This is a genomic window from Amylolactobacillus amylophilus DSM 20533 = JCM 1125 (genome assembly GCF_001936335.1).
Taxonomy (GTDB): Bacteria; Bacillota; Bacilli; order Lactobacillales; family Lactobacillaceae; genus Amylolactobacillus; species Amylolactobacillus amylophilus.
This window is the reverse complement of record NZ_CP018888.1, coordinates 758,310-782,510: the sequence shown is the minus strand read 5'-3', so window position 1 is coordinate 782,510 and position 24,201 is coordinate 758,310. Positions and strand designations below refer to the sequence as shown.

General features: G+C 42.9%; 21 protein-coding genes. 13 read left to right on the top strand and 8 right to left on the bottom strand.

Annotated elements, in window-relative coordinates; all coding sequences use genetic code 11:
• Nucleotides 1-10 precede the first annotated feature (10 nt).
• Together LA20533_RS04225 and LA20533_RS04220 are read left to right on the top strand one after the other, a co-directional pair.
• A complete protein-coding gene (locus tag LA20533_RS04225; RefSeq protein ID WP_056945737.1) occupies nucleotides 11-1,078 on the top strand; it encodes an ABC transporter ATP-binding protein in 1,068 nt (355 codons plus the stop codon).
• Nucleotides 1,065-2,024: an ABC transporter ATP-binding protein gene (locus tag LA20533_RS04220; RefSeq protein WP_054746070.1), complete on the top strand. Its 960-nt coding sequence runs from the start codon at nucleotides 1,065-1,067 to the stop codon at nucleotides 2,022-2,024. Before LA20533_RS04225 ends, LA20533_RS04220 begins: the two co-directional genes overlap by 14 nt.
• A 62-nt stretch (nucleotides 2,025-2,086) precedes the next feature.
• On the opposite strand, the gene LA20533_RS04215 is transcribed toward LA20533_RS04220, so the two are convergent.
• Nucleotides 2,087-2,443, bottom strand: coding sequence for an iron-sulfur cluster biosynthesis family protein (locus LA20533_RS04215; RefSeq protein ID WP_056945736.1), 357 nt, complete (start codon nucleotides 2,441-2,443; stop codon nucleotides 2,087-2,089).
• Between the two features lie 390 nt (nucleotides 2,444-2,833).
• On the opposite strand from LA20533_RS04215, the gene LA20533_RS04210 reads away from it, so the two are divergent.
• The 6 genes from LA20533_RS04210 to LA20533_RS04185 all read left to right on the top strand — a co-directional run bounded on the left by LA20533_RS04210 (nucleotide 2,834) and on the right by LA20533_RS04185 (nucleotide 10,464).
• Nucleotides 2,834-4,429, top strand: coding sequence for a prenyltransferase/squalene oxidase repeat-containing protein (locus tag LA20533_RS04210; RefSeq protein WP_056945735.1), 1,596 nt, complete (start codon nucleotides 2,834-2,836; stop codon nucleotides 4,427-4,429).
• Nucleotides 4,430-5,626: a DUF4430 domain-containing protein gene (locus LA20533_RS04205; protein WP_056945734.1), complete on the top strand. Its 1,197-nt coding sequence runs from the start codon at nucleotides 4,430-4,432 to the stop codon at nucleotides 5,624-5,626.
• A gap of 13 nt (nucleotides 5,627-5,639) precedes the next feature.
• Complete coding sequence (locus tag LA20533_RS04200) at nucleotides 5,640-6,596, top strand: energy-coupling factor transporter transmembrane component T (RefSeq protein WP_056945733.1); 957 nt, start codon at nucleotides 5,640-5,642, stop codon at nucleotides 6,594-6,596.
• Nucleotides 6,574-8,208, top strand: a complete 1,635-nt coding sequence (locus LA20533_RS04195; RefSeq protein ID WP_056945732.1) for an ABC transporter ATP-binding protein — start codon at nucleotides 6,574-6,576, stop codon at nucleotides 8,206-8,208. The genes LA20533_RS04200 and LA20533_RS04195 overlap by 23 nt, the downstream gene beginning before the upstream one ends.
• Nucleotides 8,193-8,996, top strand: a complete 804-nt coding sequence (locus LA20533_RS04190) for an ECF transporter S component (protein WP_082611519.1) — start codon at nucleotides 8,193-8,195, stop codon at nucleotides 8,994-8,996. The genes LA20533_RS04195 and LA20533_RS04190 overlap by 16 nt, the downstream gene beginning before the upstream one ends.
• Before the next feature lie 157 nt (nucleotides 8,997-9,153).
• Nucleotides 9,154-10,464: an NCS2 family permease gene (locus tag LA20533_RS04185; protein WP_056945731.1), complete on the top strand. Its 1,311-nt coding sequence runs from the start codon at nucleotides 9,154-9,156 to the stop codon at nucleotides 10,462-10,464.
• Nucleotides 10,465-10,530: 66 nt separating this feature from the next.
• Here the strand turns inward: LA20533_RS04185 and LA20533_RS04180 are convergent, their stop codons facing one another.
• Complete coding sequence (locus LA20533_RS04180) at nucleotides 10,531-12,042, bottom strand: hypothetical protein (protein ID WP_156849156.1); 1,512 nt, start codon at nucleotides 12,040-12,042, stop codon at nucleotides 10,531-10,533.
• A gap of 193 nt (nucleotides 12,043-12,235) precedes the next feature.
• Nucleotides 12,236-12,952 (bottom strand): ABC transporter ATP-binding protein, encoded by a 717-nt coding sequence (locus tag LA20533_RS04175; RefSeq protein ID WP_056945729.1) that lies wholly within the window; start codon nucleotides 12,950-12,952, stop codon nucleotides 12,236-12,238.
• A 93-nt stretch (nucleotides 12,953-13,045) separates the two neighbouring features.
• On the opposite strand from LA20533_RS04175, the gene LA20533_RS04170 reads away from it, so the two are divergent.
• Nucleotides 13,046-14,575: a ClC family H(+)/Cl(-) exchange transporter gene (locus tag LA20533_RS04170; RefSeq protein ID WP_371857352.1), complete on the top strand. Its 1,530-nt coding sequence runs from the start codon at nucleotides 13,046-13,048 to the stop codon at nucleotides 14,573-14,575.
• Nucleotides 14,576-14,630: 55 nt separating this feature from the next.
• On the opposite strand, the gene mnmG is transcribed toward LA20533_RS04170, so the two are convergent.
• The 5 genes from mnmG to rpmH all read right to left on the bottom strand — a co-directional run bounded on the left by mnmG (nucleotide 14,631) and on the right by rpmH (nucleotide 19,489).
• Nucleotides 14,631-16,544, bottom strand: a complete 1,914-nt coding sequence (gene mnmG, locus LA20533_RS04165) for a tRNA uridine-5-carboxymethylaminomethyl(34) synthesis enzyme MnmG (protein ID WP_056945727.1) — start codon at nucleotides 16,542-16,544, stop codon at nucleotides 14,631-14,633.
• A gap of 11 nt (nucleotides 16,545-16,555) precedes the next feature.
• Entirely contained in the window at nucleotides 16,556-17,941 is a 1,386-nt protein-coding gene (mnmE, locus tag LA20533_RS04160) for a tRNA uridine-5-carboxymethylaminomethyl(34) synthesis GTPase MnmE (protein WP_056945726.1), read from the bottom strand.
• Between the two features lie 143 nt (nucleotides 17,942-18,084).
• On the bottom strand, nucleotides 18,085-18,939 hold the full coding sequence (gene yidC / locus LA20533_RS04155) for a membrane protein insertase YidC (RefSeq protein WP_054746087.1): 855 nt from the start codon (nucleotides 18,937-18,939) through the stop codon (nucleotides 18,085-18,087).
• A complete protein-coding gene (gene rnpA, locus LA20533_RS04150) occupies nucleotides 18,920-19,303 on the bottom strand; it encodes a ribonuclease P protein component (RefSeq protein WP_056945725.1) in 384 nt (127 codons plus the stop codon). Before rnpA ends, yidC begins: the two co-directional genes overlap by 20 nt.
• 45 nt (nucleotides 19,304-19,348) lie before the next feature.
• On the bottom strand, nucleotides 19,349-19,489 hold the full coding sequence (gene rpmH, locus LA20533_RS04145; protein ID WP_056945724.1) for a 50S ribosomal protein L34: 141 nt from the start codon (nucleotides 19,487-19,489) through the stop codon (nucleotides 19,349-19,351).
• A 479-nt stretch (nucleotides 19,490-19,968) separates the two neighbouring features.
• Between rpmH and dnaA the strand changes: the two genes are divergently transcribed.
• From dnaA to recF, 4 genes are all read left to right on the top strand, one after another.
• A complete protein-coding gene (gene dnaA / locus LA20533_RS04140; protein WP_056945723.1) occupies nucleotides 19,969-21,339 on the top strand; it encodes a chromosomal replication initiator protein DnaA in 1,371 nt (456 codons plus the stop codon).
• 156 nt (nucleotides 21,340-21,495) lie between these two features.
• Nucleotides 21,496-22,626 (top strand): DNA polymerase III subunit beta, encoded by a 1,131-nt coding sequence (gene dnaN / locus LA20533_RS04135; protein ID WP_056945722.1) that lies wholly within the window; start codon nucleotides 21,496-21,498, stop codon nucleotides 22,624-22,626.
• Nucleotides 22,627-22,826: 200 nt separating this feature from the next.
• A complete protein-coding gene (gene yaaA, locus LA20533_RS04130) occupies nucleotides 22,827-23,072 on the top strand; it encodes a S4 domain-containing protein YaaA (protein ID WP_054746088.1) in 246 nt (81 codons plus the stop codon).
• On the top strand, nucleotides 23,072-24,196 hold the full coding sequence (gene recF, locus LA20533_RS04125; protein ID WP_056945721.1) for a DNA replication/repair protein RecF: 1,125 nt from the start codon (nucleotides 23,072-23,074) through the stop codon (nucleotides 24,194-24,196). The genes yaaA and recF overlap by 1 nt, the downstream gene beginning before the upstream one ends.
• The last annotated feature ends 5 nt before the right edge of the window (nucleotides 24,197-24,201 follow it).

Sequence of the window (24,201 nt, the reverse complement as noted above, 5' to 3'; positions counted from 1 at the left end):
GGAGGTCATTATGAGTAAAATTCTTGAAGTTAAAAATCTAGAAATTAATTTTAATACCTTCGCTGGACAAGTTAAGGCAATCAGAAACGTTAATTTCGACCTCAATGCTGGTGAGACTCTAGCCATTGTTGGTGAATCGGGATCTGGTAAATCGGTTACCGTTCGTAGCATCATGGGCCAGCTCGCCGGTAATGCGCGTATTCAAAAGGGCGAAATTCTTTTCCACGGCGACGACTTATTGAAGAAGTCCGCCCACGAAATGGATCACCTGCGTGGTAAAAGTATTTCGATGATCTTCCAAGACCCAATGACATCGCTTGACCCAACAATGCCCATCGGTAAACAGGTTGCAGAGCCCCTTCTTGTGCACCATACGATGAACAAGAAGAAGGCGATGAAGCGCGCACAAGAAGTTCTGGAGCTTGTTGGCCTGCCAAACGCGGCCAACAGAATGAACGATTACCCACATCAATTCTCTGGTGGTCAACGGCAAAGAATCGTGATTGCCATTGCAATTGTAAACTATCCTGAAATTATTTTGGCTGACGAACCAACAACCGCATTGGATGTAACCATTCAGGCGCAGATTATTAGCCTGTTGAAGGAACTTCAGGAGAAGATTGATACATCGATTATCTTCATTACGCATGACTTAGGTGTCGTTGCGGGTATTGCAGACCGCGTAGCAGTAATGTATGCCGGCAAAATCGTGGAGTACGGCAAAACAGAAGACGTCTTCTACAATCCTCAACACCCTTACACTTGGGGACTGTTAAACTCTATGCCTACCCTTGAGACCAAGGATCGCCTATACGCAATTCCAGGTACACCACCCGACTTGCTTGATCCACCAAAGGGTGACGCTTTTGCTCCTAGAAACGAATTTGCCCTAGAAATTGACCGTGAGGAAGAGCCTCCATTCTTCGAGGTATCAAAGAATCACTATGCTGCAACCTGGCTCTTACATCCAGATTCTCCAAAGGTTGCCGTACCAGAGGAAATTAAGCGCCGTTATGCAATCTACGAAAAAATTACTGCAAAAAAGGCTAAGGAGGGCAGTTTAGATGACAACCAATAAAGAAAAAGTTCTCGTCAAAGTCGAACACCTTAACCAATTTTTCAATGAGGGCAAGCCAAACGAGGTGCGTGCCATTCAAGACGTCTCGTTTGAGATATATGAAGGCGAAACATTTGGGCTTGTTGGTGAATCCGGTTCTGGTAAAACCACTACTGGCCGGAGTATCATCCGCCTTTACCGCCCCACATCCGGGGAGATTCTCTTCAATGGCAAAAACATTGCGAATCTCAAATCGGGTCACCCCGATATGTTGGAATTTCGGCGGAATGTCCAAATGATTTTCCAAGACCCGTATGCATCACTGAACCCCAGAATGAAGGTCAAGGACATCATCGCTGAGGGACTGGATATTCACGGATTGGTCAAGAACTCGGCCGAGCGTGATGCACGTGTGAAGGAACTATTACAATTGGTGGGCCTAAATGCTGATCACATGACCAGATATCCCCATGAATTCTCAGGTGGTCAAAGACAAAGAATCGGCATTGCTCGGGCGCTAGCCGTTGACCCCCAATTTATCATCGCGGACGAACCTATCTCCGCACTAGACGTTTCAATTCAGGCACAAGTCGTTAACTTGCTGAAAGATATTCAGGAACAAAAGAACCTGACGTACCTGTTTATCGCCCATGACTTGTCGATGGTGAAGTACATCAGTGACCGAATAGCGGTAATGCATAATGGGCGCGTGGTTGAGCTTTCAACCTCAGATGAGGTTTACAACCACCCGCTGCACAAATACACACAGAGCTTGTTATCCGCTATCCCTGTCCCTGACCCATTGAGCGAGAAGAAGAAACAGATTATTCCGTATGATGCCTCGGCTGAAGAGGACGGTAAGAAGAGAGAACTGGTTGAGGTTTATCCTGAACATTTCGTTTTCGCCGCCACAGACGAGATTGAATCATACAAAGCCGCAGCACTCGCTAACCACGAAGAAGGCTAATCTGCATAAAAAAGGACTTTCCAACCGTGATACACGGTATGTGAAAAGTCCTTTTTTCTTTGCTATTTTTTATCTTTGAAATTAATGAAGTTGACACTCTCATCAATCATGCCACTATCACTCGATAGCACATAACTCGAGGTTGCTTCCTTAAATTTGAGACTCATTTTCTCTTCTAGGTAGTCCTCGGACTCAGATTTGTAATAGATGGGACCTAATGGTGAGTCCATCTGTTTATCATACAAATCAAGCGGCATGTCAGCAGAGATAATTCCCACCGTAAACTGCACCATCATATGAATCATTGCGTGCTGTGAATACGGGCCAACGCCGTCTTCAAAGGTTAAAATCAAGCGGTCGCCCTTTTGAAAATGTTCAACAATTCTATCTTCTGTTTTCTGATCAAGTTGCAAATACATAATGCTATCTCCCTTCAGCCTATTTGTTATTCTATTATTTACACACTCATCATAAGACGGAATTAAACAAAAGTACAATTATCCGTAATACGTGCTGTAGTGGGTCTTGATTATCGAAATAAAAACAGGGTACGGCTAATATTAGTGAAAGCACCAGCCACCTTAGCAATAGATGTTGTTATTTATTGTGAGATTGACAAGAATGACATACCTTCTTAATTCTGCCGTCTATGAAGAATTTAATCCGTGGTAAAACCCTTTGCAATACGTCTTACTTTTTTCGAGAATACAGGTAATTGTTATTAAACTTTTCACACGTACAATATATGCCTATAATGAAAGTTATCGAACACAACATCTAGTATGTGTTTCACAAAAAGGAGAAGTCCCATGACCCATAAACAACTCAAGATATCTAAACTGACAGGTGCACTGCTATTCATAATGATGCTATTTCCATTCCTACTAGTAGGCTCTCCCGGATTAAATGAGCATGTTTATGCGGTGTCAGAGGCTAATCAAGCAACGAATAATCAGGATCAGCAATATGCTACTATACTTGCAGATTCGCGCAAAATCGTTCTAAAACCCATCGCTAAGGTTAACGCGAATGCTACCTTCTACAGAGGGGCATATGAATGGACTTTTCTCAGCCTGGGTCGCGACCTCGGGCTTAACGACCGTCCAGGTGCATTTGACAAATATCTGACCGACAACGTGATAGCATTAAAAGTGCCCAACGGCATCATAGATTCTCGTCCAGCTACGGACTACGACAAGCTCGTCCTAGCTCTAACCGCAGTTGGCGCGGATGTAACTGATTTATCCGGTCTCAACCTTTTCGATTCACTTGCAAGCTTCAAAGAAGTACAGAATCAAGGAATTAATGGCGTAATTTATACACTTTTGGCCCTTGATGCCAAGCAAAACTACGCTCCAAGCAAAAACGCCGATTACACCAAACAGGATTTAATCGACTTTATTCTAGCCCACCAGAAACCAAACGGGGGCTGGACGTTATTTGGTAACGGACCGGACGCCGATATCACCGCGATGACTCTCCAGGCACTAGCACCCTATCAAAGTATGGTGCGGGTGAAAGCGGCTATTGCCAAGGCAGTCTCATTGCTGAGCAACGTTCAAAGTCAATCCGGCGGCTACTACATGGCTGGATCTGCGGTACCCACCGACAACGCCAACTCAGCTGCTCAAGTGATTACTGCTCTCTGCTCGCTGAATATAGATCCAACAAGTGCAGCATTTACGAAAAACGGAGTTAGCGTCCTTGACAATCTACTTAGTTTCTATGTACCGCAATCAGGCTTTAAGTACTTCCTGGAGGACACGCGGCAGAACAATATGGCGACCATTCAATCCTATTATTCCTTAATTTCATATGATCGCTATCTAGCTAGTGCCAACCGTTTTTATCAGATGGATGATCAACAAAATAGTAGTGTTACGCAAACGAATCCTCCAATAACTGACGCGGATGGGCAAGACACGCCAGATCAGACCGAGGACACAACCACTAGTATCAACAAAACCGAGGTAAGCCAACCAGATGCAACCAGTGACGACGACCACCAGACTGAAAAAAATGCGGGCGAAATAAGAAATAATCCGCAAGCTACCACGCTATCAACTACCGATTTCGTCAAACCAATGAGCAAAAACAGTAGTAGTAATAACCACGATGAACAGACTTCAACGGTTAGCTCAAAACAGATTAAGCAGGCAACAACTGGCGGTAATTCAGATGTTACTAGCAAGAACTCTACTAAAGATGATGGCTGGCAGTTTACGGCATCTACTTTTAAAGCTCCTAAAAAAACTACTTCAAGTAAAAGTAAGACGGAGTTAAGTTCTACAGCCACCGGCTTTAGTGTTAACAATGCTATTATACTATCCGCGATATTCATCATCATTATTGGCGTGATTGGCACTACATTCTACGCGATACACAAGAAGGGATCTAACGAGTAAATGGGTTTTAAAATCACACAAAAACACTTTAAAAATTGGGTTTTAATCATACTTAGCTTGATCTTTGTTTTACTTTTAAGTACTGGCTGTCAGAAACCTGAGGTAAAGACAACAGCATTAAAGCAGGAGACAATCCTACGGGGAAAAGGACTAATTTCAAAGGCCAAGATGACCACAATTGTCGGCCAAGACAAGGAGTACCAGTTTAGCGGTTCTTCGCACGGAATACGCTATACCTGGCAATTTGCTGGTAAGCAGGTAAAGAACTCTGTTGCCCAAAAGCTTGGGCTTACCTTGCAGCAAAATGTTCTCCAGAATATCAAACGAGCAGCGAATGACGCCCCTTACGCTCTGGCAATTAACGTGCAGGATTTTGCCCTGGCTGCGCAGCCTACGCTGGCCATTACTATTCCAGAGAAATGGCACGCAAATCATGTCGTGGCGGTGGTCAAGGAGCACAATCAGCTCCATGAATTACCTACCGCTCAAGCAGCAATCAAAACGTCTGCAAAGAAAACAATACTGTCCTTCAAACTAAACATTACCGGGAGAAAAATCTATCTTGTCGCTGGTCAAACAACCAATAAGAAGCTTATCACCCAGAATAAGATTAACGAAACACGGACCAAGCTTGCAGTTATTCAAAAAGAATCGACAAAAAAATCAGGTAAGAAAATAACTTCAGCTAAAGCAAATACTGGACAGCCCACAAAAACGGCAAGTACTAAGAATAGCAACGCAGTGACATCTACCGAAAGTTCATCTACGGAAACGGTACACAAACAGGCCCGACAACAAGTAAAGACGGTCACAATCAGCATTGAATGTGCGACATTAATCGGACATACCGCCGATGTCAAGGAAGCAAAACGTGCATTTGTTCCGCAATCTGGCGTGATTTTAGCACCAACAACGATTAACTTGAACAAAGGCGACAGCGTGTACGATATACTAGTACGTGCAACGAAAAAATATGGTATCCAGATGGAATCCTCGTATACGCCAATCTACAGCTCTTATTATATCGAGGGCATTAACCAACTCTACGAGTTTGATGCTGGCTCACTCTCCGGTTGGATGTACAGCGTAAACGGGTGGTTCCCAAATTATGGCGTTTCCGAGTATACATCACTGAAGAATGGTGACTCTATCTCCTTCAGTTATACTAGAAACGTTGGGCACGATCTTGGTAAATAATTGAGGTAACTACATGGCCAAAGATTCATTCACAAATTGCCACCCACTAGTCAACTTTGCCTACTTCATCTCCGTCTTAGGGTGTAGTATGTTTATTTTGCATCCCTACCTCATCGCGATTTCACTCGTTAGCGCTATCGCATACAGTGCCACCCTGGTCGGCATCCACAAAGTTCTGAAATTCAATCTGATTTTTGCACTGCCAGGACTATTAGTAATCATGGGCATTAACCCCCTCTTCAATCACTTCGGGGTTACACAGCTAGCGCTTTTGCAGAACGGAAATTCTATCACACTTGAGGCAATTGTCTATGGTCTAATTCTCGGGCTAGTACTCGTGACCACCACAAACTGGTTTACCGCAATCAATCACATCTTGACTCGCGACAAGTTCGTCGACGTAGTGGGCCGAGTTCTCCCAAAGGTGGCTCTTCTCCTCGCACTCTCGTTTCGTTTCATCCCTCTTTTCATTAATCAGTTCAAAAAAGTACTGCACACTCAAAACATGATTGGACAGGGTCCCACGACTGCCCGTGGCTTCACAAAAATCAGACGAACTTTGACCATCACGTCTGCCATGTTTAGCTGGACGATGGAGAATGCCATCTACGTCAGTGATGCCATGCAACTTCGGGCCTACGGTACCCACAAACGAAAGCTTTACCTGCCACACAGATTCGATCCCCGCAACTGGTTCATTTTGGCAAGTATCGGCATCCTCACAGCTAGCGTTATCTCAGTGAAGCTGACGGGATTCTTATCAGCCAGCTTTAATCCAGTAATCAACGTGAGCGGTATCACCACGCACAGAAATAGCTTGGTAACAATCTTTGGTATAGCGGCTTTTGCGCTGCTGGCAAACATTCCCCTACTACTGCGTAGCTATGACTTCTTCCTTCATCTGGTGCAGCGTCGACGCAGCTTAAACCTCCAAAAGGACTACATTAATGAATCTTATCGAAGTAAATAATTTTACATTTAGTTATCCAGACCAGCGCCCCATCATTAAGGGGGTCTCCTTCAACGTCGAGCCGGGGAGCTTCAATCTCCTTCTAGGCCTTAATGGTAGTGGTAAAACCACACTAATTCAGCAGCTTACCCCCACATTTAGTCAACATGGTATTTCTACCGGGACAATATCCTTCATGAATCGTCCACTTAGTACAGTTCCTGAGGAGCGAATTGGTTACGTGATGCAGCACCCAGACCATCAGATTGTCACAGACAAGGTCTGGCATGAACTGGCCTTTGGGCTAGAGAACCTGGGGCGACCAAGCGCCGAAATCAGACGTCGCGTCGCCGAAATCGTTAATTTCTTTGGCATGCAGCAGTGGTTTGAACAAGACGTAGCCACGCTATCTGGTGGACAGAAACAACTATTAAACCTTGCCAGCACAGTCATTATGGACCCAACGTTATTAATTCTGGATGAACCAACAGCGCAGCTGGACCCAATTGCCACGGACAACTTCATTCAGATGCTCCATAAAATTAATCACGAGCTTGGCATCACAATCCTCATCACCGAGCATGACGTCTCGCAATTATTGCCGTATACCACCCGAATTCTGGTGCTAGACGCCGGCGAAATCATTGTTGATGAGACAACGCAGGCAGCCATCGCGGCGATTTTCGTCAAGGCACCCTATCTAATCCCGCTTCTTCCAGCCGCGGCCCAAATCGTCCACGCAATATCGCCTACTAGCTCAGAACTACCAATCTCTGTCAGTGCAGGCAAAATTTGGTTAGCTGAGGCCAAAAGACCACAGAAAACCAGCATGATGGTCTTCGACTCAGTCACGGCCAACAAACCGCAGCCACTCATTCGAGCAAAAAATATCTGGTTCGGCTATGACAAGCAACCGGATGTCATCCGAAATCTTAGCCTCACGATTAACGCCGGCGAAACCCTAATGATTTTAGGTGCAAATGGTAGTGGTAAAAGCACCCTAATGAACCTCCTGATGGGCGAATACATTGCATACCGGGGTAAACTCACCATTTCCGGCCACACCCTGAAGTCCAGACAGCAACTACAGCAATATCAAACTGGCATTGGCTACCTACCGCAAGACCCTACCACATTATTCGTCAAAGATAATGTTTTGGACGAGTTAAGGTATGGCTTGCCAGAAAGCAGCGACAGCGAACAGACTATCCTTACGGGCAGCAAATCGTTTAAGCTTGATTCAGTATTGGGTCAAAATCCGTTTGACCTTAGCGGCGGTCAACAACAGGTGCTGGGACTCCTCAAAGTTCTACTAAAAAAACCGCAAATATTATTTCTCGACGAACCCACCAAAGGTCTGGATACGAAAGCAAAAGAGCTGGTGGCCCAAGCGTTGCAAGAACTACGCAGTCACAGTGTGACAATTATTATGATCACCCATGATCTAAACTTTGCTGCGCAAAACGCGGACAAGGTCGGCTTATTTTTCAACGGTACCGTGACCAGTTGTACAGAGCGCCATGATTTTTTTGGTAATAATAATTTCTATACGACCGAGGCCAATCGTATTAGCCGCGACTTTGTTGACAATGCCATCACCGTGCAGGAGGTCATCGAATGGCTCAACCACTAATCAAGGATTTCATCAACCGCTTGTATGACGCAAAGAAAAGCCAATCCCAAGTATCATTGCCTGAACCACAATTTCTAGAGACTCAGGGTATGTCCCATTCGGGCTGGCGACAACGATACCTTTATGAGGCACTAGTTTTGCTCCTTGCACTGATTGCCGTGGCCTTAGGCTCATTTCTCCTGCCTATCAGGCAGGTCCTCCTGCTCAGCTTAATATTAATCTTTATCGCTATGGCCTTCTTCTTAATTATCTTTGAAAAGAGTAATCGTAGTTCGCGAGAGATGACCGTCATTGCCTCGTTGATCGCCATCACCGTGGCTGCCCGAAGCGTATTCTATATGTTGCCGCAATTCAAGCCGGTTGGTGCGCTAGTCATTATCGCTGGCGCAACGCTCGGCCCAGAGGTCGGCTTCATCGTTGGTAGCATGACTATGCTTGTTTCGAATATCTTCTTTAGCCAAGGTCCGTGGACTCCCTGGCAGATGATTGCCTTTGGCATCATTGGTTTCGTCGCCGGGCTACTGGTCCAAACGAATATTTTGCAACAAAAGCGCCTACCACTCGCCATTTTTGGCTTTCTCAGCATATTTATTCTCTACGGCGGTATCATCAATCCCGCCTCCGTATTGATGTTCACCACAGAGCTCAACGCACGCATGCTACTTCTATCCTACGTTTCGGGGGCACCCATGGATCTTGTTCATGCTAGCGCAACCGTCATCTTCATCTGGTTTCTCGCCAAACCGCTTATCAAGAAGTTGAACCGCATCCAAGCAAAGCTCTACTAAATTAATTATTTTGTTTCACGTGGAACCGCAAAACTTGTATATGATAGTGCATGTTTAGAAGATATCGTTTGTGTTTACGCAATTAATAATTGGTGGTATGATAAATATCGTGCTTTTTCGATTTAAAATACGAACGATATCCATTTGGAGGAAACAAATGAACTATATTAAGCAATACTTTGCCTTCGACGAGTTAGAGACCAATTTCCGCCGGGAAACACTCGCTGGTCTAACAACTTTCGTCAGCATGTGCTACATTCTATTCGTCAATCCTAGTGTGCTCGGTGCTTCAGGCATGGATCAAGGCGCCGTTTTCACAGCTACAGCTCTGGCAAGCGCCCTCGGCTCAATTATCATGGGAGTATTCGCGAAATACCCTATCGCAACCGCACCAGCGCTCGGAATTAACGCATTCTTCTCATATACAGTCGTAATTGGGATGGGCGTTAGCTGGCAAACTGCCTTGGCTGCTGTATTCGTGGCTTCATTAATCTTCGTTTTAATTACCATCTTCAAGTTACGAGAGAAAATTATCGACGCTATTCCCGCGAATCTGAAGTATGCAATCTCCGCCGGTATCGGTTTGTTTATCGCATTCTTAGGTCTGCAACAAGGCGGGTTGATTGTCGCCAACAAGTCGACTCTGGTTGGGCTGGGCTCATTCTCAGATTCCGCTACCCTCTTAACCGTCTTCGGTTTGGTCGTAACCTTTATCTTGATGATCAGAAAGGTGCCCGGCGCCATTTTCATCGGCATGGTACTCACCTCTGTTCTTGGAATGCTTATTCGCGTCATTCCAATCCCGACAAAATTAGTCTCGGCGGCACCGAGTCTCGCACCGACATTCGGTCAGGCAATCAAGCATATCGGGGATATCAACACGGTCCAACTAGCTGTGGTTGTGCTCACTTTCCTTCTTGTCACGTTCTTCGATACTGCCGGTACTCTAGTTGGTCTCGCACAACAGGCTGGTTTGATGAAGGACAATAAGATGCCACGTGTCGGTCGGGCACTAGCCGCCGACTCCACCGCCATGGTTGCCGGCGCCGTAATGGGTACCTCGCCCGTTGGTGCTTTTGTGGAATCCTCAGCTGGTATCGCGGTAGGTGGCCGTTCTGGCTTCACCTCAATCGTCACCGGATTTCTGTTCATCCTTGGACTGTTCTTCTCGCCACTATTAAGCGTGGTCACCAACCAGGTCACTGCACCCGCACTAATTATCGTTGGTGTTTTAATGGCTCAGTCACTTGCCAAAATCGAATGGACAAAGCTAGAGATTGCCATTCCCGCATTTCTAATCATCGTTGGTATGCCGCTAACCTACTCGATCTCTGATGGCCTGGCACTAGGAATGATCTCATATCCAATTACGATGCTGGCAGCCAAACGGGGCAAAGAAGTCGGGCCAATGATGTATGTCTTATTCTTCGTCTTCATCGGTTTCATCTGGATTTTAAACGTCAAATAATTTTAAATTTACATATTTGGGACACACTTAAAAAACCAGTCACTGGAGTAACCTCTAGTGACTGGTTTATTTTTTCAACTTGAAAGTCTGTGGGGCAAAGCGGTAAATCAAAAGGGCACCGATTCCGACATACATTACCGTCACTCCAATAATTAGGACCGGGTACTGGTAGGACAGCCAATTATCAGGAATATTCAGTTGCATATAAGCGATGAAGTACAACAACCAGTTTACAAGTGAAAAGAGTGGACTTTTGAGTTCTTTATCAATAGTGAATGGTTGGAGAATATAGTAGACAAACAAATAATGAAATGAGAACAGTGCCGTCAACGCAATCAGCGTCACCAGAAAGAGGAATATTTGAAAAAGTGCAATATTTAATCCTGCAATTCCCATTGCTACAACTACGGCAGCAAATACTGCCAATGTCATGACCATGTTGTACTTAAATGACTGATAGAATCGGTAAAAGAAACTTTTGATCACAACTTGTGGTTGACGGTAGAAGGGGTAAGTCAACATAACACTGTCCAGGTTGGTATAGCTGAGACTCATTACGTCCTTGCCAATTGAGAGAAGATAGAGCCAAAAGAAGAATACCGGTAACAGACCATAAAAGTTTAATCCGGCAGTAAGGCCATTACCGAAGTGAATAATTCCTAACCGCGACAGGGTAAAGTAAATCACGAAAGCGAGTGTAATCGCACCAATCCAAGCAAGTTTAAAGAGAATCTTTTTTCGTAAAATACGACGATAGCGTTTAAACAAGAGGGCATCGATAACCGCAGGGGTACCAAAACTTAATTTTGCTGTCTCAGAAACGGATGTGGTCTCCAACTGCAATTCTTCAGTCATATCTGTACCAGTACGGACATATTCATTCTTACTGTTGGTCGTGATAGATTCGTATAATTGATCATCATAGCGTTTAATCTTGGCCATCGTGGCTTGATTATCCCGGCTGAGCATTCGTTGATTAAGGAATAGCGCTAAGCCAATTAGGAGCAAAGGAATCACCGTAAAATAGCCGCTGGTAAGGACTCGAATGATGGGCTGAAAATCAGGCATAAATTGGACAACCAAGCCTGAACCTATCAAACAAAGCCAACCCAAAACTCCAACGCCTAAAGATTTCACGTTAAACTGCCTAATGCCTTTTTTACCTACCGCTGTCCGCTCCTTTCTCCTAGCACTGATATAGAACACACTAGCAAGCGCCAGCAGATACATCGCCCAATATAGTAGAATTACATTGAGGATTAGGATAAAATTACCCGCAAACATACCAAGGAGTAGGAGTAAGCCGGTGTAAATGGCACCGTTAACAAGTGTACTTAGGACATATTCATCGAAAATTGCAAGGGTATAATCCTGTGCAAATTGGCTCGCAAAACGATAATTATTGGCGCGAACACCACCAAACGTGGTGCCGGAAAGAATCGCATAACCTAAGCCAATTACTATTGCCCAGGAAATAATACTCGTTTGTACGAATTCTACCGCAGTAAAGCGCCGGCCATTAAAATGTACGAAGTAAACCCACACAAATATCGCAACCAACGTTAATATACGGGCCATTATTTTCTTGATGTAACCGTAAATCAAGAGTAAGTTAGCTGTCACAGTTTTAAAATTATGTCCCGAAAAAATATTTAGTGGCAGTTTAGGCCCGATCAAGGGAATTCGGTGGATGTAGTATAAGAAGCGGTTTATTCTCGCTGTTTGAGTGATTATTTGAAGGTAACGGTCAAATCTAAATACTGCAGCAAAGTCAAACATCTGTCTCCACTCCGTTCGCAAGTCTAGCAATCACTTCGTTCTCGAATTCACTCGAGTGAATATCGACGTCGCCGACACCGCTGAATCTCTTCTGATGAAGGAGGACAATTTCATCACTAATATCTTGTGCCAATTGTAAGATATGGGTCGAAAAGATGATAATTGCGTCTGTTTTGTGGTCCGTAATTAGCTTCTTCATCTCGTGTGCAGCAATCACATCAACAGTTGTTAACGGTTCATCCAATAATAAAATTGGTGTATTGAGCACCAACGAGGCAACTAGTTGAATTTTAGTCTTCATGCCTTGTGAGTAATCTTTTAACAACTTATTCCAGTCAACTTCTTCTAGTCCGGCAAGGTTGAGGTAATATTTGGCATCTAGTGAACCCGCTACCCGATTTTTATTGACCTCGAGGAAATAGCTGATAAACTCATATCCGGTCAGAAATAGTGGTAAATTGGGCTCCGTGTGGACATAACTAACGTCCATGGGCGTCAAGTCTCTCGAATCACCATCTTGGACAAGTTCGATAGATCCGCTTTGGTATTGTTCATCTTGAGCAATACAATCAAAAAAGGTGGTTTTACCTGCACCGTTGCGCCCTAGCATACCGTAAATTTTCCCTTGTTCGAAAGTAAAACTCGTATTTTCAAGTACATTCTGTTCATCAAAGCTCTTACTCAGCTGTTCAACTACTAACTTATTCATCTTTCACCTCTTTGAGCTGAGTATATCCTATAAATATTTTCCTGTAAAATTTGTTTTTAAAAGCGTAAAATTGATTTTTATGGGGGAATGTTAGTGATGAATTATCTCAAACAACATTTAGACAATAAAAGCTTGATCCTAATTTTTCGTGGCGTCGTTGTTGGTTTGTTAAGTGGATTAATCGTCGGTTCGTTTAGATGGTTAATCGAAATTTCGCTACGCTTTTGGCAAAAAGGTTTTCGCTTAGCACATACTAATTGGACCATCTTACTTGGAGGGTTAATACTTGTACTAATCATTTCTCTTATCCTAGCCAAATTTCTGCATGACGAGCCACATATCGCCGGTAGCGGTATCCCTGAGGTTGAAATCCAACTACAAGGACAGTTGACACTAAATTGGTGGAGCATTCTTTGGCGGAAGTATGTTGGGGGTGTTTTGGCAATTGGTTCTGGTCTATTTCTAGGGCGTGAGGGACCATCAATCCAGTTAGGTTCATCAATTGGCCAAGGAATCGCTGAGCAAACTAACCTCAATAAAACCAACACCAGAATTCTGATTGCAAGTGGTGCCGCCGGTGGTCTCGCCGCTGCATTTAACGCACCAATTGCTGGAACAATGTTCGTTCTTGAAGAGGTTTTTCATAACTTTTCAGTCCGCGTTTGGCTAAGTTCACTTTCTGCCGCACTAGCAGCAAATTTCGTTACCAGCACAATCTTTGGTTTACAACCGGTTTTGGCCATCAGCCATCAAACTTATTTTCCACTCTCTTCTTATTGGACATTACTTGTGCTAGGCATCTTCCTTGGTTTGTTTGGTCTACTTTACCAGAAGGTCTTGTTGTTAATGCCCCACCTCTATGCCAGAATAAAGTTCATTCCAACTAGCTTGAACGGTTTAGTTCCTTTACTCCTTCTTTTACCTTTAGGCTATTTCGCGCCAGAACTACTTGGCGGAGGTAACAACCTGATCCTTGACTTGAATACCGCTAAAGAAACTACACTATTATTATTTGGCGTTTTCCTCCTACGCTTTGTCTTCTCGATGATTTCATATGGTTCTGGATTACCCGGGGGAATTTTCCTGCCCATCCTGACATTAGGTGCGGTACTGGGAGCGCTGTTTGGTAATATTCTGGTAGTATTACACCTCATTTCGCCAACCATGATACCAAGTTTAATTATCTTTGCCATGGCCGGTTATTTTGCCGGTATTGGTAAAGCACCGTTCACGGCGATTCTACTCATAACGGAGATGGTCGGTAACTTGGCCAACTTGATGCCCCTAGCAATAGTAAGTCTCGTTGCATACATCGTTGTTGATCTATTCAAGGGGGCCCCAATCTATGAATCTTTGGCAGATAAGATGATGCTGCCGACTTCAGCTCAGTTTTCTGGGAAAACTGACCAGCTAACTCTGACCATCGTGCCAGAAAGCCACTTGGTCGGACAACCCGTCAAAACAATTCACTGGCCAAAAAACACCCTATTAATCAAGATTACACGTGGAACAAAAGCACTCATACCAGACGGATCAACAATTTTACGTGCCGGTGACTTTGTAACCTTCGTTGTGCCATACCAACAGCGGCTAACCGTCCGCAAAAAAATAGAGCGAATGTAAAAAAACGTGCAAAAATCTGCACGTTTTTTCTTATGTCTCAGTTACTCAACTATCATTAAGACACAGCCTGATTAACTTTGGCAATCCTTCCCTGTTCAATATAAACACTCAGGATAGCCATATCAGCCGGATTTACCCCACTGATTCTCTCAGCCTGGGCAAGTGTCTCCGGCCTAATTTTCTTAAACTTCTCCCGCGCCTCTGTTGCGAGACCATTGATTGCATCGTAATCAATTTGATCTGGAATCTTCTTAGCTTCCATGCGATGGAGTCGATCAATCTTAATCTGCTCCTTCTTGATGTAGCCCTCATATCTCAATGAAATTTCAATCTGCTCAGATACGTAACGGTCAATTGCAGCCGCCTTCTCCTCACCCAATAGGCTTAGGACGTCTTTATATGAAATATTTGGTCTCTTAAGAAATTCGCTGGCTAACACGCCATCCTTGAGCGGACTTTGATGTAACTTGGCTAGTAACGCATTAACTTTGTCACTTGGCTTGATTCTAACTGTCCGCAATCGTGCTATTTCCCGGGCAATAGCTTCTTTCTTATGGTCAAATTTCGCCTTACGTTCCTCATCGATTAAGCCAAGTGCGTAACCTTTATCGGTTAAGCGTAAATCTGCGTTATCATGACGTAGGACCAACCGATACTCTGCGCGACTAGTCAAAAGTCGGTATGGTTCATTAGTGCCCTTGGTAACCAGATCATCGATAAGCACACCAATATATGCCTCATCACGAGCGAGCGTAAATGTCTCTCCATTTCCTTGAGCACGCAATGCAGCATTGATTCCAGCGACGATTCCTTGACCGGCAGCTTCTTCATAGCCCGATGTACCGTTCATCTGGCCAGCGGTAAACAAGTTTTTAACCGGCTTCGTCTCTAACGTGTGGGTTAACTGCCAAGGCTCGATGATATCATATTCAATCGCATAACCAGGCCGCATCATCTCGGCATTCTCTAGTCCGGCTACAGAATGGATCATCTGCAATTGAACTTCCTCTGGCATAGAGGTTGAGAAATCACCGACATAATATTCCTCAGTATCGCGTCCCTCGGGCTCGAGGAAAAGCTGGTGTCTTGGCTTATCAGCGAAGCGTACGATTTTGTCTTCAATGGATGGACAATAACGTGGCCCCACACCTTCGATAACACCAGAAAACATCGGTGCACGATCGAGGTTATTCCGGATAATATCGTGGGTCCGATCATTAGTGTAAGTCATCCAACAACTCAGTTGATCCTGCAAGTAATCAGCATCAGAGCTCGTAAATGAGAAATGATTTGGTGTCTTATCACCTGGCTGTTCCTCGGTCTTACTGTAATCGATTGTATTCCCGTCAACACGTGGCGGTGTCCCGGTCTTGAAGCGACGCAACTTAAACCCGTTTTTCTCCAAATCCTCCGAAAGTTTGATTGAAGGAATTGAGTTATTAGGACCTGAAGAGTACATCAGCTCACCAATGATAATCTTACCGCGAGAGCTAGTACCAGCCGTTAGCACAACTGCTTTAGCAGTGTATTTAGCACCCGTGTTCGTTATAACGCCGCGACACTCACCATCTTCAATCACTAGTTCATTCACCATCGCCTGTCGCAGTGTGAGGTTAGGTTCATTTTCAATCGTATCCTTCATTAAGCGGTGATAAAGATTTTTGTCTGCTTGGGCACGTAACGCACGCACTGCGGGTCCCTTACCAGTGTTTAACATCCGCATTTGGACGTAAGATGCATCAATGTTCTTCCCCATTTGACCGCCAAGTGCATCAATTTCGCGGACAACAATTCCTTTTGCTGGTCCACCTAAGGATGGATTACAAGGCATGAACGCAACCATGTCCAGATTGATTGTTAACAATAAAGTTTTTTGGCCCATTCTGGCAGCGGCTAATGCGGCTTCTGAGCCGGCATGTCCCGCACCTACCACAATCACATCGTAATCATTGGAGTCATAAGTTCTCAAAATTAGCTATCCTACTTTCCTAAACAAAATTGGCTAAACAGTTGTGTTATCAGCTCATCTGGCGCACTTTCACCAGTAATTTCTCCTAATTTATCCCAACTATTAGTCATATCTATCTGAACCAAATCGATTGGCATGCCAACCTCTATCCCGCGAATGACCTCATTCAAGGAGTTCTTGGCTTGTTGCAACAGACCAACCTGACGCGAGTTCGTCACCATCACCGTGTTGTTTGAATCTTCAATTCCCTCAAAAAAGAGGTCGGCAATCTGTTGTTCAACGGCATCTAGTCCCGTCTGCAATTTGACACTCGTGGCAACTACATTCTCTATCCCGAACTCATCCTTTAGGTACTCGGGTGTGAGCTGTCGTTCTATGTCCATTTTGTTCAGAATAACGATTCGTTTCTTATCCTTGGTTAACGCCAGCAAGTTATGATCTTCCGTAGTTAAATTCTCTGAGCCATCGAGCAACAACAGGATAAGATCCGCCTGTGTAATGGCCTTTTTAGAACGTTCAACACCAATCTGTTCCACAATGTCATCCGTATCATGAATTCCTGCCGTGTCCACCAGCTTAAGCGGTACACCATTGATACTGACGTATTCCTCTACTGTATCACGCGTGGTTCCTGGGATATTGGTCACGATGGCCTTCTCTTCTTTAGTAAGATAATTTAGAAGCGATGATTTCCCAACGTTTGGCCGACCAACGATAGCTGTGGCAAGCCCCTGCCGCATGATTTTGCCTTGTTTAGCCGTCTTCAATAGCTCGTCAATCTGTGTTGACACCAATTTGGCCTTCTCAAGTAGCATCTTCGTGGTTAGCTCGTCTGTGTCGTATTCAGGATAGTCGATATTCACTTCCACATTGGCTAAAACATTCAGAATTTCCTGCCGTAACCGTTTAATGAGATTGGTCAAACTACCATCCAGTTGATCAACCGCAACCTGCATTGCCCTATCGGTCTTTGCTCGAATCAGATCCATTACAGATTCTGCCTGAGTTAAGTCAATTCTGCCATTCAAAAACGCACGCTTCGTGAACTCACCGGGCTCTGCCATTCGAGCACCGTAACCGAGTAACATCTGTAATATCTTATTTGTGGCGACAATTCCCCCATGACAGTTGATCTCAATGATGTCCTCTCTGGTGAATGTCTTTGGTGCACGCATTACGCTCACCATAACCTCATCGATTAAATTACTGTTCTCTGGATCAATAAAATGCCCGTAGTTAATAGTGTGGCTTTCGACATGTTCTAAGTCTTGACCTTTAAAGAAGTGATTGGCAATCGTAACCGCATCTTCACCCGATAGGCGCACAATGGAGATTGCACCCTCGCCCATTGGTGTTGAAATGGCTGCAATCGTATCATATTCAGTAAGTGTCGGCATCTGATAAACTCCTTTAGCAAATAAAAAAAGTGCCTTTAATTCCTATTTACACCGAAATAAGGTCTAAATAGAAAAAGCACTTTGACTACTTCATCATTTAATTTCTTTGAATAATATAATGGCATTATGCCAATTTGTCAATTCTAACGTTTCTTCGCCCGCTTATACGCGCGTCTGATTTGCCGTTTTCTCTCACGTTCCTCTTCCAATTTGGCGTTCATTTCTTGCCGATACTTGAATGGGTTTTGGAGCACGAATGTTTGTGCTACTTGGAAGGCGTTTGAAATTACCCAGTAGAGCGAGATGGCCGTTGGGAAAGTAATTGCTGGAATTGCAATCATCAAAGGTGCAAAGTAGGTCATTCCTTTTGTAACGGCTGTTTGGGCCGACTTTGGGGTACTCATCTGGCTGATATACGAACTAGCAAAAGTAAATACAGCAGCTAAAATTGGCATTAGGAAGTATGGATCTGCCTTACCTAACTCCATCCAGAGGAAATGGCCGGTTTGGAGTTCTGGTGTCCTGAAGATTGTCTGATACAGCGCAAACATGACAGGCAATTGAAGTAGCATTGGTAAACAGCCAGCAACCGGATTAACACCAGCTTCTGAGTATAACTTCTGTGTCTCTGCCTGCAGTTTTCTTTGCGTCTCCGCATCCTTCTCAGAATACTTCTTCTTCAGTTCCTCGATTGCGGGCGCCATATCTTGGGTTTTCTTCATGTTCTTAATGGACATTGCATTTAATGGCAATAGAACAACACGCACAATAATTGTAAAGATGACAATTGCCCAACCATATGAATTATTTACAAGTTGCGCAATCCAGAGCAAGAAGCTCGACATGTTATACAGGATATACTTATCCCAAAAACTACTACTGTTCGGATCGATTGGTCCATTAGTAGTAGAACAGCCAGTAAGAACTAATGCCAGTGCAACAATTGCTGCAAGCCCAACAAAGCGTTTTAAATTACGTTTAGTGAGAATCTTTTTCACTGATATTTTCCTCTTTATTTTCTTCCGGAAGAATTTTAGCCAACTTAAGTACATGTAGCAAATTTTGTCGTACCTGCTTCATATCATAATCACGAATGGAGGCGCGTGCAATAACTAAAAAATCTAATTCGGCAGGTATCTCGTCAATGACCTCGGTTAAAGTCGCTCTAATATAGCGTTTCAAGCGATTTCTCAGTACGGCAGTATGGCCAACTTTTTTTCCGACGGAAATGCCCACTCTAAAATGTGCTTGACCCGGTTTTTTAAGTTGGTAAATCACAAACCCCCGGTTTGCGACAGAATTCTTCTGGTCAAAAACTTTTTGAAAATCCAGCTCGGATTTAACACGGTATGATTTTTTCAACAGATTCAGTCCAATTCATATAAAAAAACCACTGAAGTCAGTGGCCTAAGCAGATAATACTTTTCTACCCTTACGACGGCGACGAGCTAATACTCTACGGCCGTTCTTTGTGCTCATCCGTTTCATGAAACCATGGACACGTTCACGATGGCGTTTCTTTGGTTGATAAGTTCTCTTTGTGGTCATCTTTTTGCACCTCCTGTTTAACTGAGTGCTTTCAAAGCTGATCCACTTAATATAGCGTGGCCACCTGAAGCACAATTGCCTGATAATAATATCATATCTACAGAGAAAAGACAAAATAAATTTGCAGAATTTTTCCACGTGTGGATAACTTTTTATTTATTTTAGCACTTTTTGCGTAAAACACAGGTTAATTTACAGGTTTATCCACAATTAACAGCGTGTATATATCTTTTTACACACACTGTGTATAAAGTATTTTAAATTATTCTCATCCTCCGCTACAACAACTTTTGTTTTCCACAAGAGTCTGCCAATAACTTTACTTTTTTGCAAAAAAATTTTGTTAATTGTGACTTATGCATATTTTTTTCCACAAGCCTGTGTACTTGTTGTTTTTTTTATTCACTTGTGGAAAACTATCGGTCAAACTGCTAAAATTAAGCTTGTGCATAAATAGAATGAACAGGCGGGGACCAAATTTGTTTGATTTAGTGAAATTCTGGCAATACTTTAATGATGAAATGCAAAAACGTTACAGTGAAGTTGCTTATAACGCCTGGTTTAAGAACACGCGCGCCATCACATTTAATCGGGACACAAATGAATTGCTGATTTCAGTGGAGACACCTGTTAGCAAAGGATATTGGGAGAAGAATCTTGCCAGCGTACTCATTCAAGAGGCGTATGCATATGCGTCACTCGAAATAGTACCCGTATTTAAAGTTAATGCAGCAGAATCAGGAACTGCGAAGATGATCGCCCCTGAACAAAACGATGACGGGATTGTGATTCAAAGAAGCGTCCAGACACCAAATGAATTTGCGCGTGACTTGAAACTAAATAGTAAATATACTTTCGATACTTTCGTTCAAGGTGAAGGAAATAAGTTAGCAGCAGGAGCTGCTTTGGCAGTCGCTGATAACCCTGGTAGTTTTTATAACCCACTCTTTATTTTTGGTGGAGTAGGGCTAGGTAAAACCCACTTGATGCAGGCAATTGGCCACCAAATGCTTGCTAATGATCCAGCAGCTAAGGTGGTTTATATTCAAAGCGAGACTTTCGTAAATGATTTCATCAACTCAATCAAGAATAAAACTCAGGATAAATTTCGCCATAAATATCGTGAATGCGATTTGCTACTAGTTGATGATATTCAATTTTTTGCCAGTAAGGAGGGGATTCAAGAGGAATTCTTCCATACTTTTGAAACTCTCTACAATGATCAAAAACAGATTGTGATGACTAGTGATCGACTACCAAACGAGATTCCGAGCCTCTCTGAACGGCTTGTTTCTAGATTCGCCTGGGGCCTTCAGGTAGAAATTACACCACCAGACTTAGAGACACGAATTGCTATTCTCCGTAAAAAGGCGGATGGAGAGCGACTCGAGATAGATGATCAAACCCTCGATTACATCGCAAGTCAAATAGACACGAATATTAGAAACCTCGAGGGCGCACTAGTCAAAGTACAGGCCCATGCTACAATAAAACGTGAGGATATCAATATTGACCTTGCTAAAGAAGCCCTCAGGAATTTACGAATAGTCCAAAAGAATAGAGGGCTTGAAATTTCGAAGATTCAAGAAGTTGTTGCTAATTATTTCCAAACCTCTGTAAACGAATTGAAGGGGAAAAAGCGTGTCAAGTCGATTGTAGTTCCCCGGCAGGTAGCGATGTACCTCACACGCGAACTAACTGATTTCTCACTTCCTAAGATTGGTCAGGAGTTTGGTGGTAAGGATCACACTACGGTAATGCACGCATATGATAAGATTCAAAAGGCAATTCAAACGGATGTGGAATTGAAAGGATCAGTTGCTGATTTACGCCAAATGCTCGATCGCTAGTTGTGGATAAGTTCAACTACTTTTCCACAGGTTATAAACAAGCACTTTCCTGTTTCCTTGTGTTATTTTCGACTTATGAACAAAATTAACAGGACCTACTACTATTACTACTTAAATAATATATAATTAATATAAACAAAGACACTGGAGGTCATTATGAAATTCGTTATCAACCGTAATTTATTTTTAGAAAATTTGAATAATGTGATGCGGGCAATTTCTTCTAGAACAACTATTCCAATATTAACGGGTATTAAACTGGATTTGTCAGAAGAAGAGCTAGTATTAACTGGTAGCGACACGGACATCTCTATCCAAATTAAGTTAGCAGCAAGCGAAGATTTACAAATTAGCACTACAGGATCAATTGTATTACCAGCCAGATTCTTTAGCGAGATTGTTAAAAAATTACCAGGTAAAGATTTTTCTTTTGAAGTTACTGAGAATTTCCAGACCCTGATTAAATCTGAGAATGCAGAATTTACGATTAACGGCTTAGATGCGAATAATTATCCGCGTTTACCAGAAGTTCAAAATGACGATAGCTTCACACTAGACAGTAAAGTTATTAGTGAACTGATTAATCAGACGACTTTTGCGGTCGCAATTCAGGAAAGTCGGCCAATTCTGACAGGTGTCCATTTCGCGTTTGCAGCAGGTAAACTTAAAGCTGTGGCTACTGACAGCCATCGCCTTGCTCAGAGAGAAATTGAATTAACCGATGGTCCAACAGGTGAGATGAACCTAATTATTCCTGGCAAAAGCCTAACAGAGCTATCCAGAATTATTGGTGAGACAAGCACAAAGATTAGTGTTAAATCTAGTGAAAATCAGATTCTGTTCGTAATTGGCAATATCTCGTTTTATTCACGTCTGCTAGAGGGTCATTATCCTGACACCGACCGTTTACTACCTGAAACATCAACCACTGATGTGACGTTTGATATTGCTACTTTATCTAGCTCGCTTGATAGAGCAAGTCTTCTGACACACGAAAGTAGAAATAACGTTGTGAAACTATCGATTAATCCACTGAATAATACGGTGGTAATCAAGGGTAATTCTCCTGAAATTGGTAACGTTGAGGAAGAGATTGCAGCTAAAGCCATGAGCGGGGATGAGCTAGAAATCTCATTTAACCCGGATTATCTTCGTGATGCCCTGCGTGCATCAATTACAGATCAAGTGTTGATGAAGTTTACACAGCCATTACGACCATTTACGGTGGTTCCTAATCAAGCTGATTTAAAATTTGTGCAGTTAATTACCCCAGTTAGAACGTTTTAATTAATATTTAGCTCTATTTCAGCCAAAAAGCCCTCGAAAAATTGGGGGCTTTTTATTATTATCGAATTTATTGTGTTTTTAGCGTTTTTTACCTCAAGTGGTGTAGGAATATTAACTTAGCTTAAAAGCGTTAAAAATAAGCAAAATATTTGATTTGATTTGTTATTCTTTCCTAAAAACGCTATAATTAAGTAGATTAAGTGGCATCGAAGGGGGCGGTTTTAATTACCAATTTTAAATTGAAGGGTGACTATATCACTCTGGCACAATTTTTAAAAGAACTAACGTATATTTCGTCTGGGGGACAAGCTAAATGGTTTCTCGCTGAGAATACCGTATACGTCAACGGCGAGAGTGAACAACGACGGGGCAAGAAACTGCACTCAGGTGACCAGGTAAAAATTGGCCAGGATGAATTTATGATTCAAGGATTGTTGGTAGATTAATGTATCTCTCGAAATTTTCACTTGAATTTTACCGTAATTACCCCAGCCTAGATGTTGATTTTTCGCGAGATGTAAATATCTTCTTGGGTCAGAATGCGCAGGGTAAGACTAATCTACTGGAGTCAATCTATTTTTTGGGATTAACGAGATCGCATAGAACCAGTAATGATAAGGAACTAATTGAATTTGACGCAGATTTTGCACGTATCAAGGGTCATCTGCATCAGAGTCAAATTGAACTTGATTTAGAGGTCAGGGTTACACCTAAAGGGAAAATAGCGTATATCAACCATTTGGAGCAGGCTAAGCTTTCAAACTATATCGGAAAGATGACTGCTATTTTATTTTCTCCGGAAGATTTAAATCTAATAAAGGGTTCGCCAGCGATTAGACGGCGTTTTATGGATTTGGAGTTTGGTCAAATTAGTGCTGAATATTTGTATTTTATTAGCCAGTATCGGCAAGTTCTGAAGCAGAAGAACAATTATTTGAAACAGCTTGCACTGAATAAAACAAAGGATTTAGTCTTCCTAGAAGTTTTATCCGATCAATTAGCTGGCTTAGGTGCTGAGATAGTTCATTATAGAATTAAATTAATCAATGAATTGAATACTAGGTCAAAGCTTGCTCATGAGCAGATAAGTGGAACAAAGGAAGAACTAGAACTAAAATATTCGGCCACTGGTATCGAAGTTGATGAATCAATGAGCGTCGAGAATTTATACCAGAACCTGCTTAGTGCTTATGAAACTAATCAGAGTAAGGAAATTAAGTCGGGTACAACATTGGTAGGACCCCACCGTGATGACCTGATCTTCTCCATCAATCAGCAAAATGCCCACTTATACGGTTCTCAGGGACAACAGAGAACCGTTGTCCTAAGTATTAAGCTCGCAGAAGTGCAATTAATTCATCAAATTACAGGAGAATATCCGATTCTGTTGTTGGATGATGTAATGTCAGAACTCGATGTGACTAGGCAAACCGCACTTCTAAATTACATTCATGGTAAAACACAGACTTTTATTACAACCACAGATTTAGCGGGCATTTCCTGGGAAATAATTCAAAAACCAAAAATTTTTAAGATAGCAAATGGTGTTTTAGCACCGTTTGAAAGCTAAGGAGT

Coding starts and splice junctions, on each gene's coding strand:
- rpmH (WP_056945724.1), bottom strand. CDS start 19,489: ATGACCACAAAGAGAACTTATCAACCAAAGAAACGCCATCGTGAACGT.
- LA20533_RS04205 (WP_056945734.1), top strand. CDS start 4,430: ATGGGTTTTAAAATCACACAAAAACACTTTAAAAATTGGGTTTTAATC.
- recF (WP_056945721.1), top strand. CDS start 23,072: ATGTATCTCTCGAAATTTTCACTTGAATTTTACCGTAATTACCCCAGC.
- LA20533_RS04215 (WP_056945736.1), bottom strand. CDS start 2,443: ATGTATTTGCAACTTGATCAGAAAACAGAAGATAGAATTGTTGAACAT.
- LA20533_RS04200 (WP_056945733.1), top strand. CDS start 5,640: ATGGCCAAAGATTCATTCACAAATTGCCACCCACTAGTCAACTTTGCC.
- LA20533_RS04175 (WP_056945729.1), bottom strand. CDS start 12,952: ATGAATAAGTTAGTAGTTGAACAGCTGAGTAAGAGCTTTGATGAACAG.
- dnaN (WP_056945722.1), top strand. CDS start 21,496: ATGAAATTCGTTATCAACCGTAATTTATTTTTAGAAAATTTGAATAAT.
- LA20533_RS04220 (WP_054746070.1), top strand. CDS start 1,065: ATGACAACCAATAAAGAAAAAGTTCTCGTCAAAGTCGAACACCTTAAC.
- LA20533_RS04225 (WP_056945737.1), top strand. CDS start 11: ATGAGTAAAATTCTTGAAGTTAAAAATCTAGAAATTAATTTTAATACC.
- LA20533_RS04195 (WP_056945732.1), top strand. CDS start 6,574: ATGAATCTTATCGAAGTAAATAATTTTACATTTAGTTATCCAGACCAG.
- LA20533_RS04190 (WP_082611519.1), top strand. CDS start 8,193: ATGGCTCAACCACTAATCAAGGATTTCATCAACCGCTTGTATGACGCA.
- LA20533_RS04210 (WP_056945735.1), top strand. CDS start 2,834: ATGACCCATAAACAACTCAAGATATCTAAACTGACAGGTGCACTGCTA.
- LA20533_RS04185 (WP_056945731.1), top strand. CDS start 9,154: ATGAACTATATTAAGCAATACTTTGCCTTCGACGAGTTAGAGACCAAT.
- mnmE (WP_056945726.1), bottom strand. CDS start 17,941: ATGCCGACACTTACTGAATATGATACGATTGCAGCCATTTCAACACCA.
- LA20533_RS04180 (WP_156849156.1), bottom strand. CDS start 12,042: ATGGCCCGTATATTAACGTTGGTTGCGATATTTGTGTGGGTTTACTTC.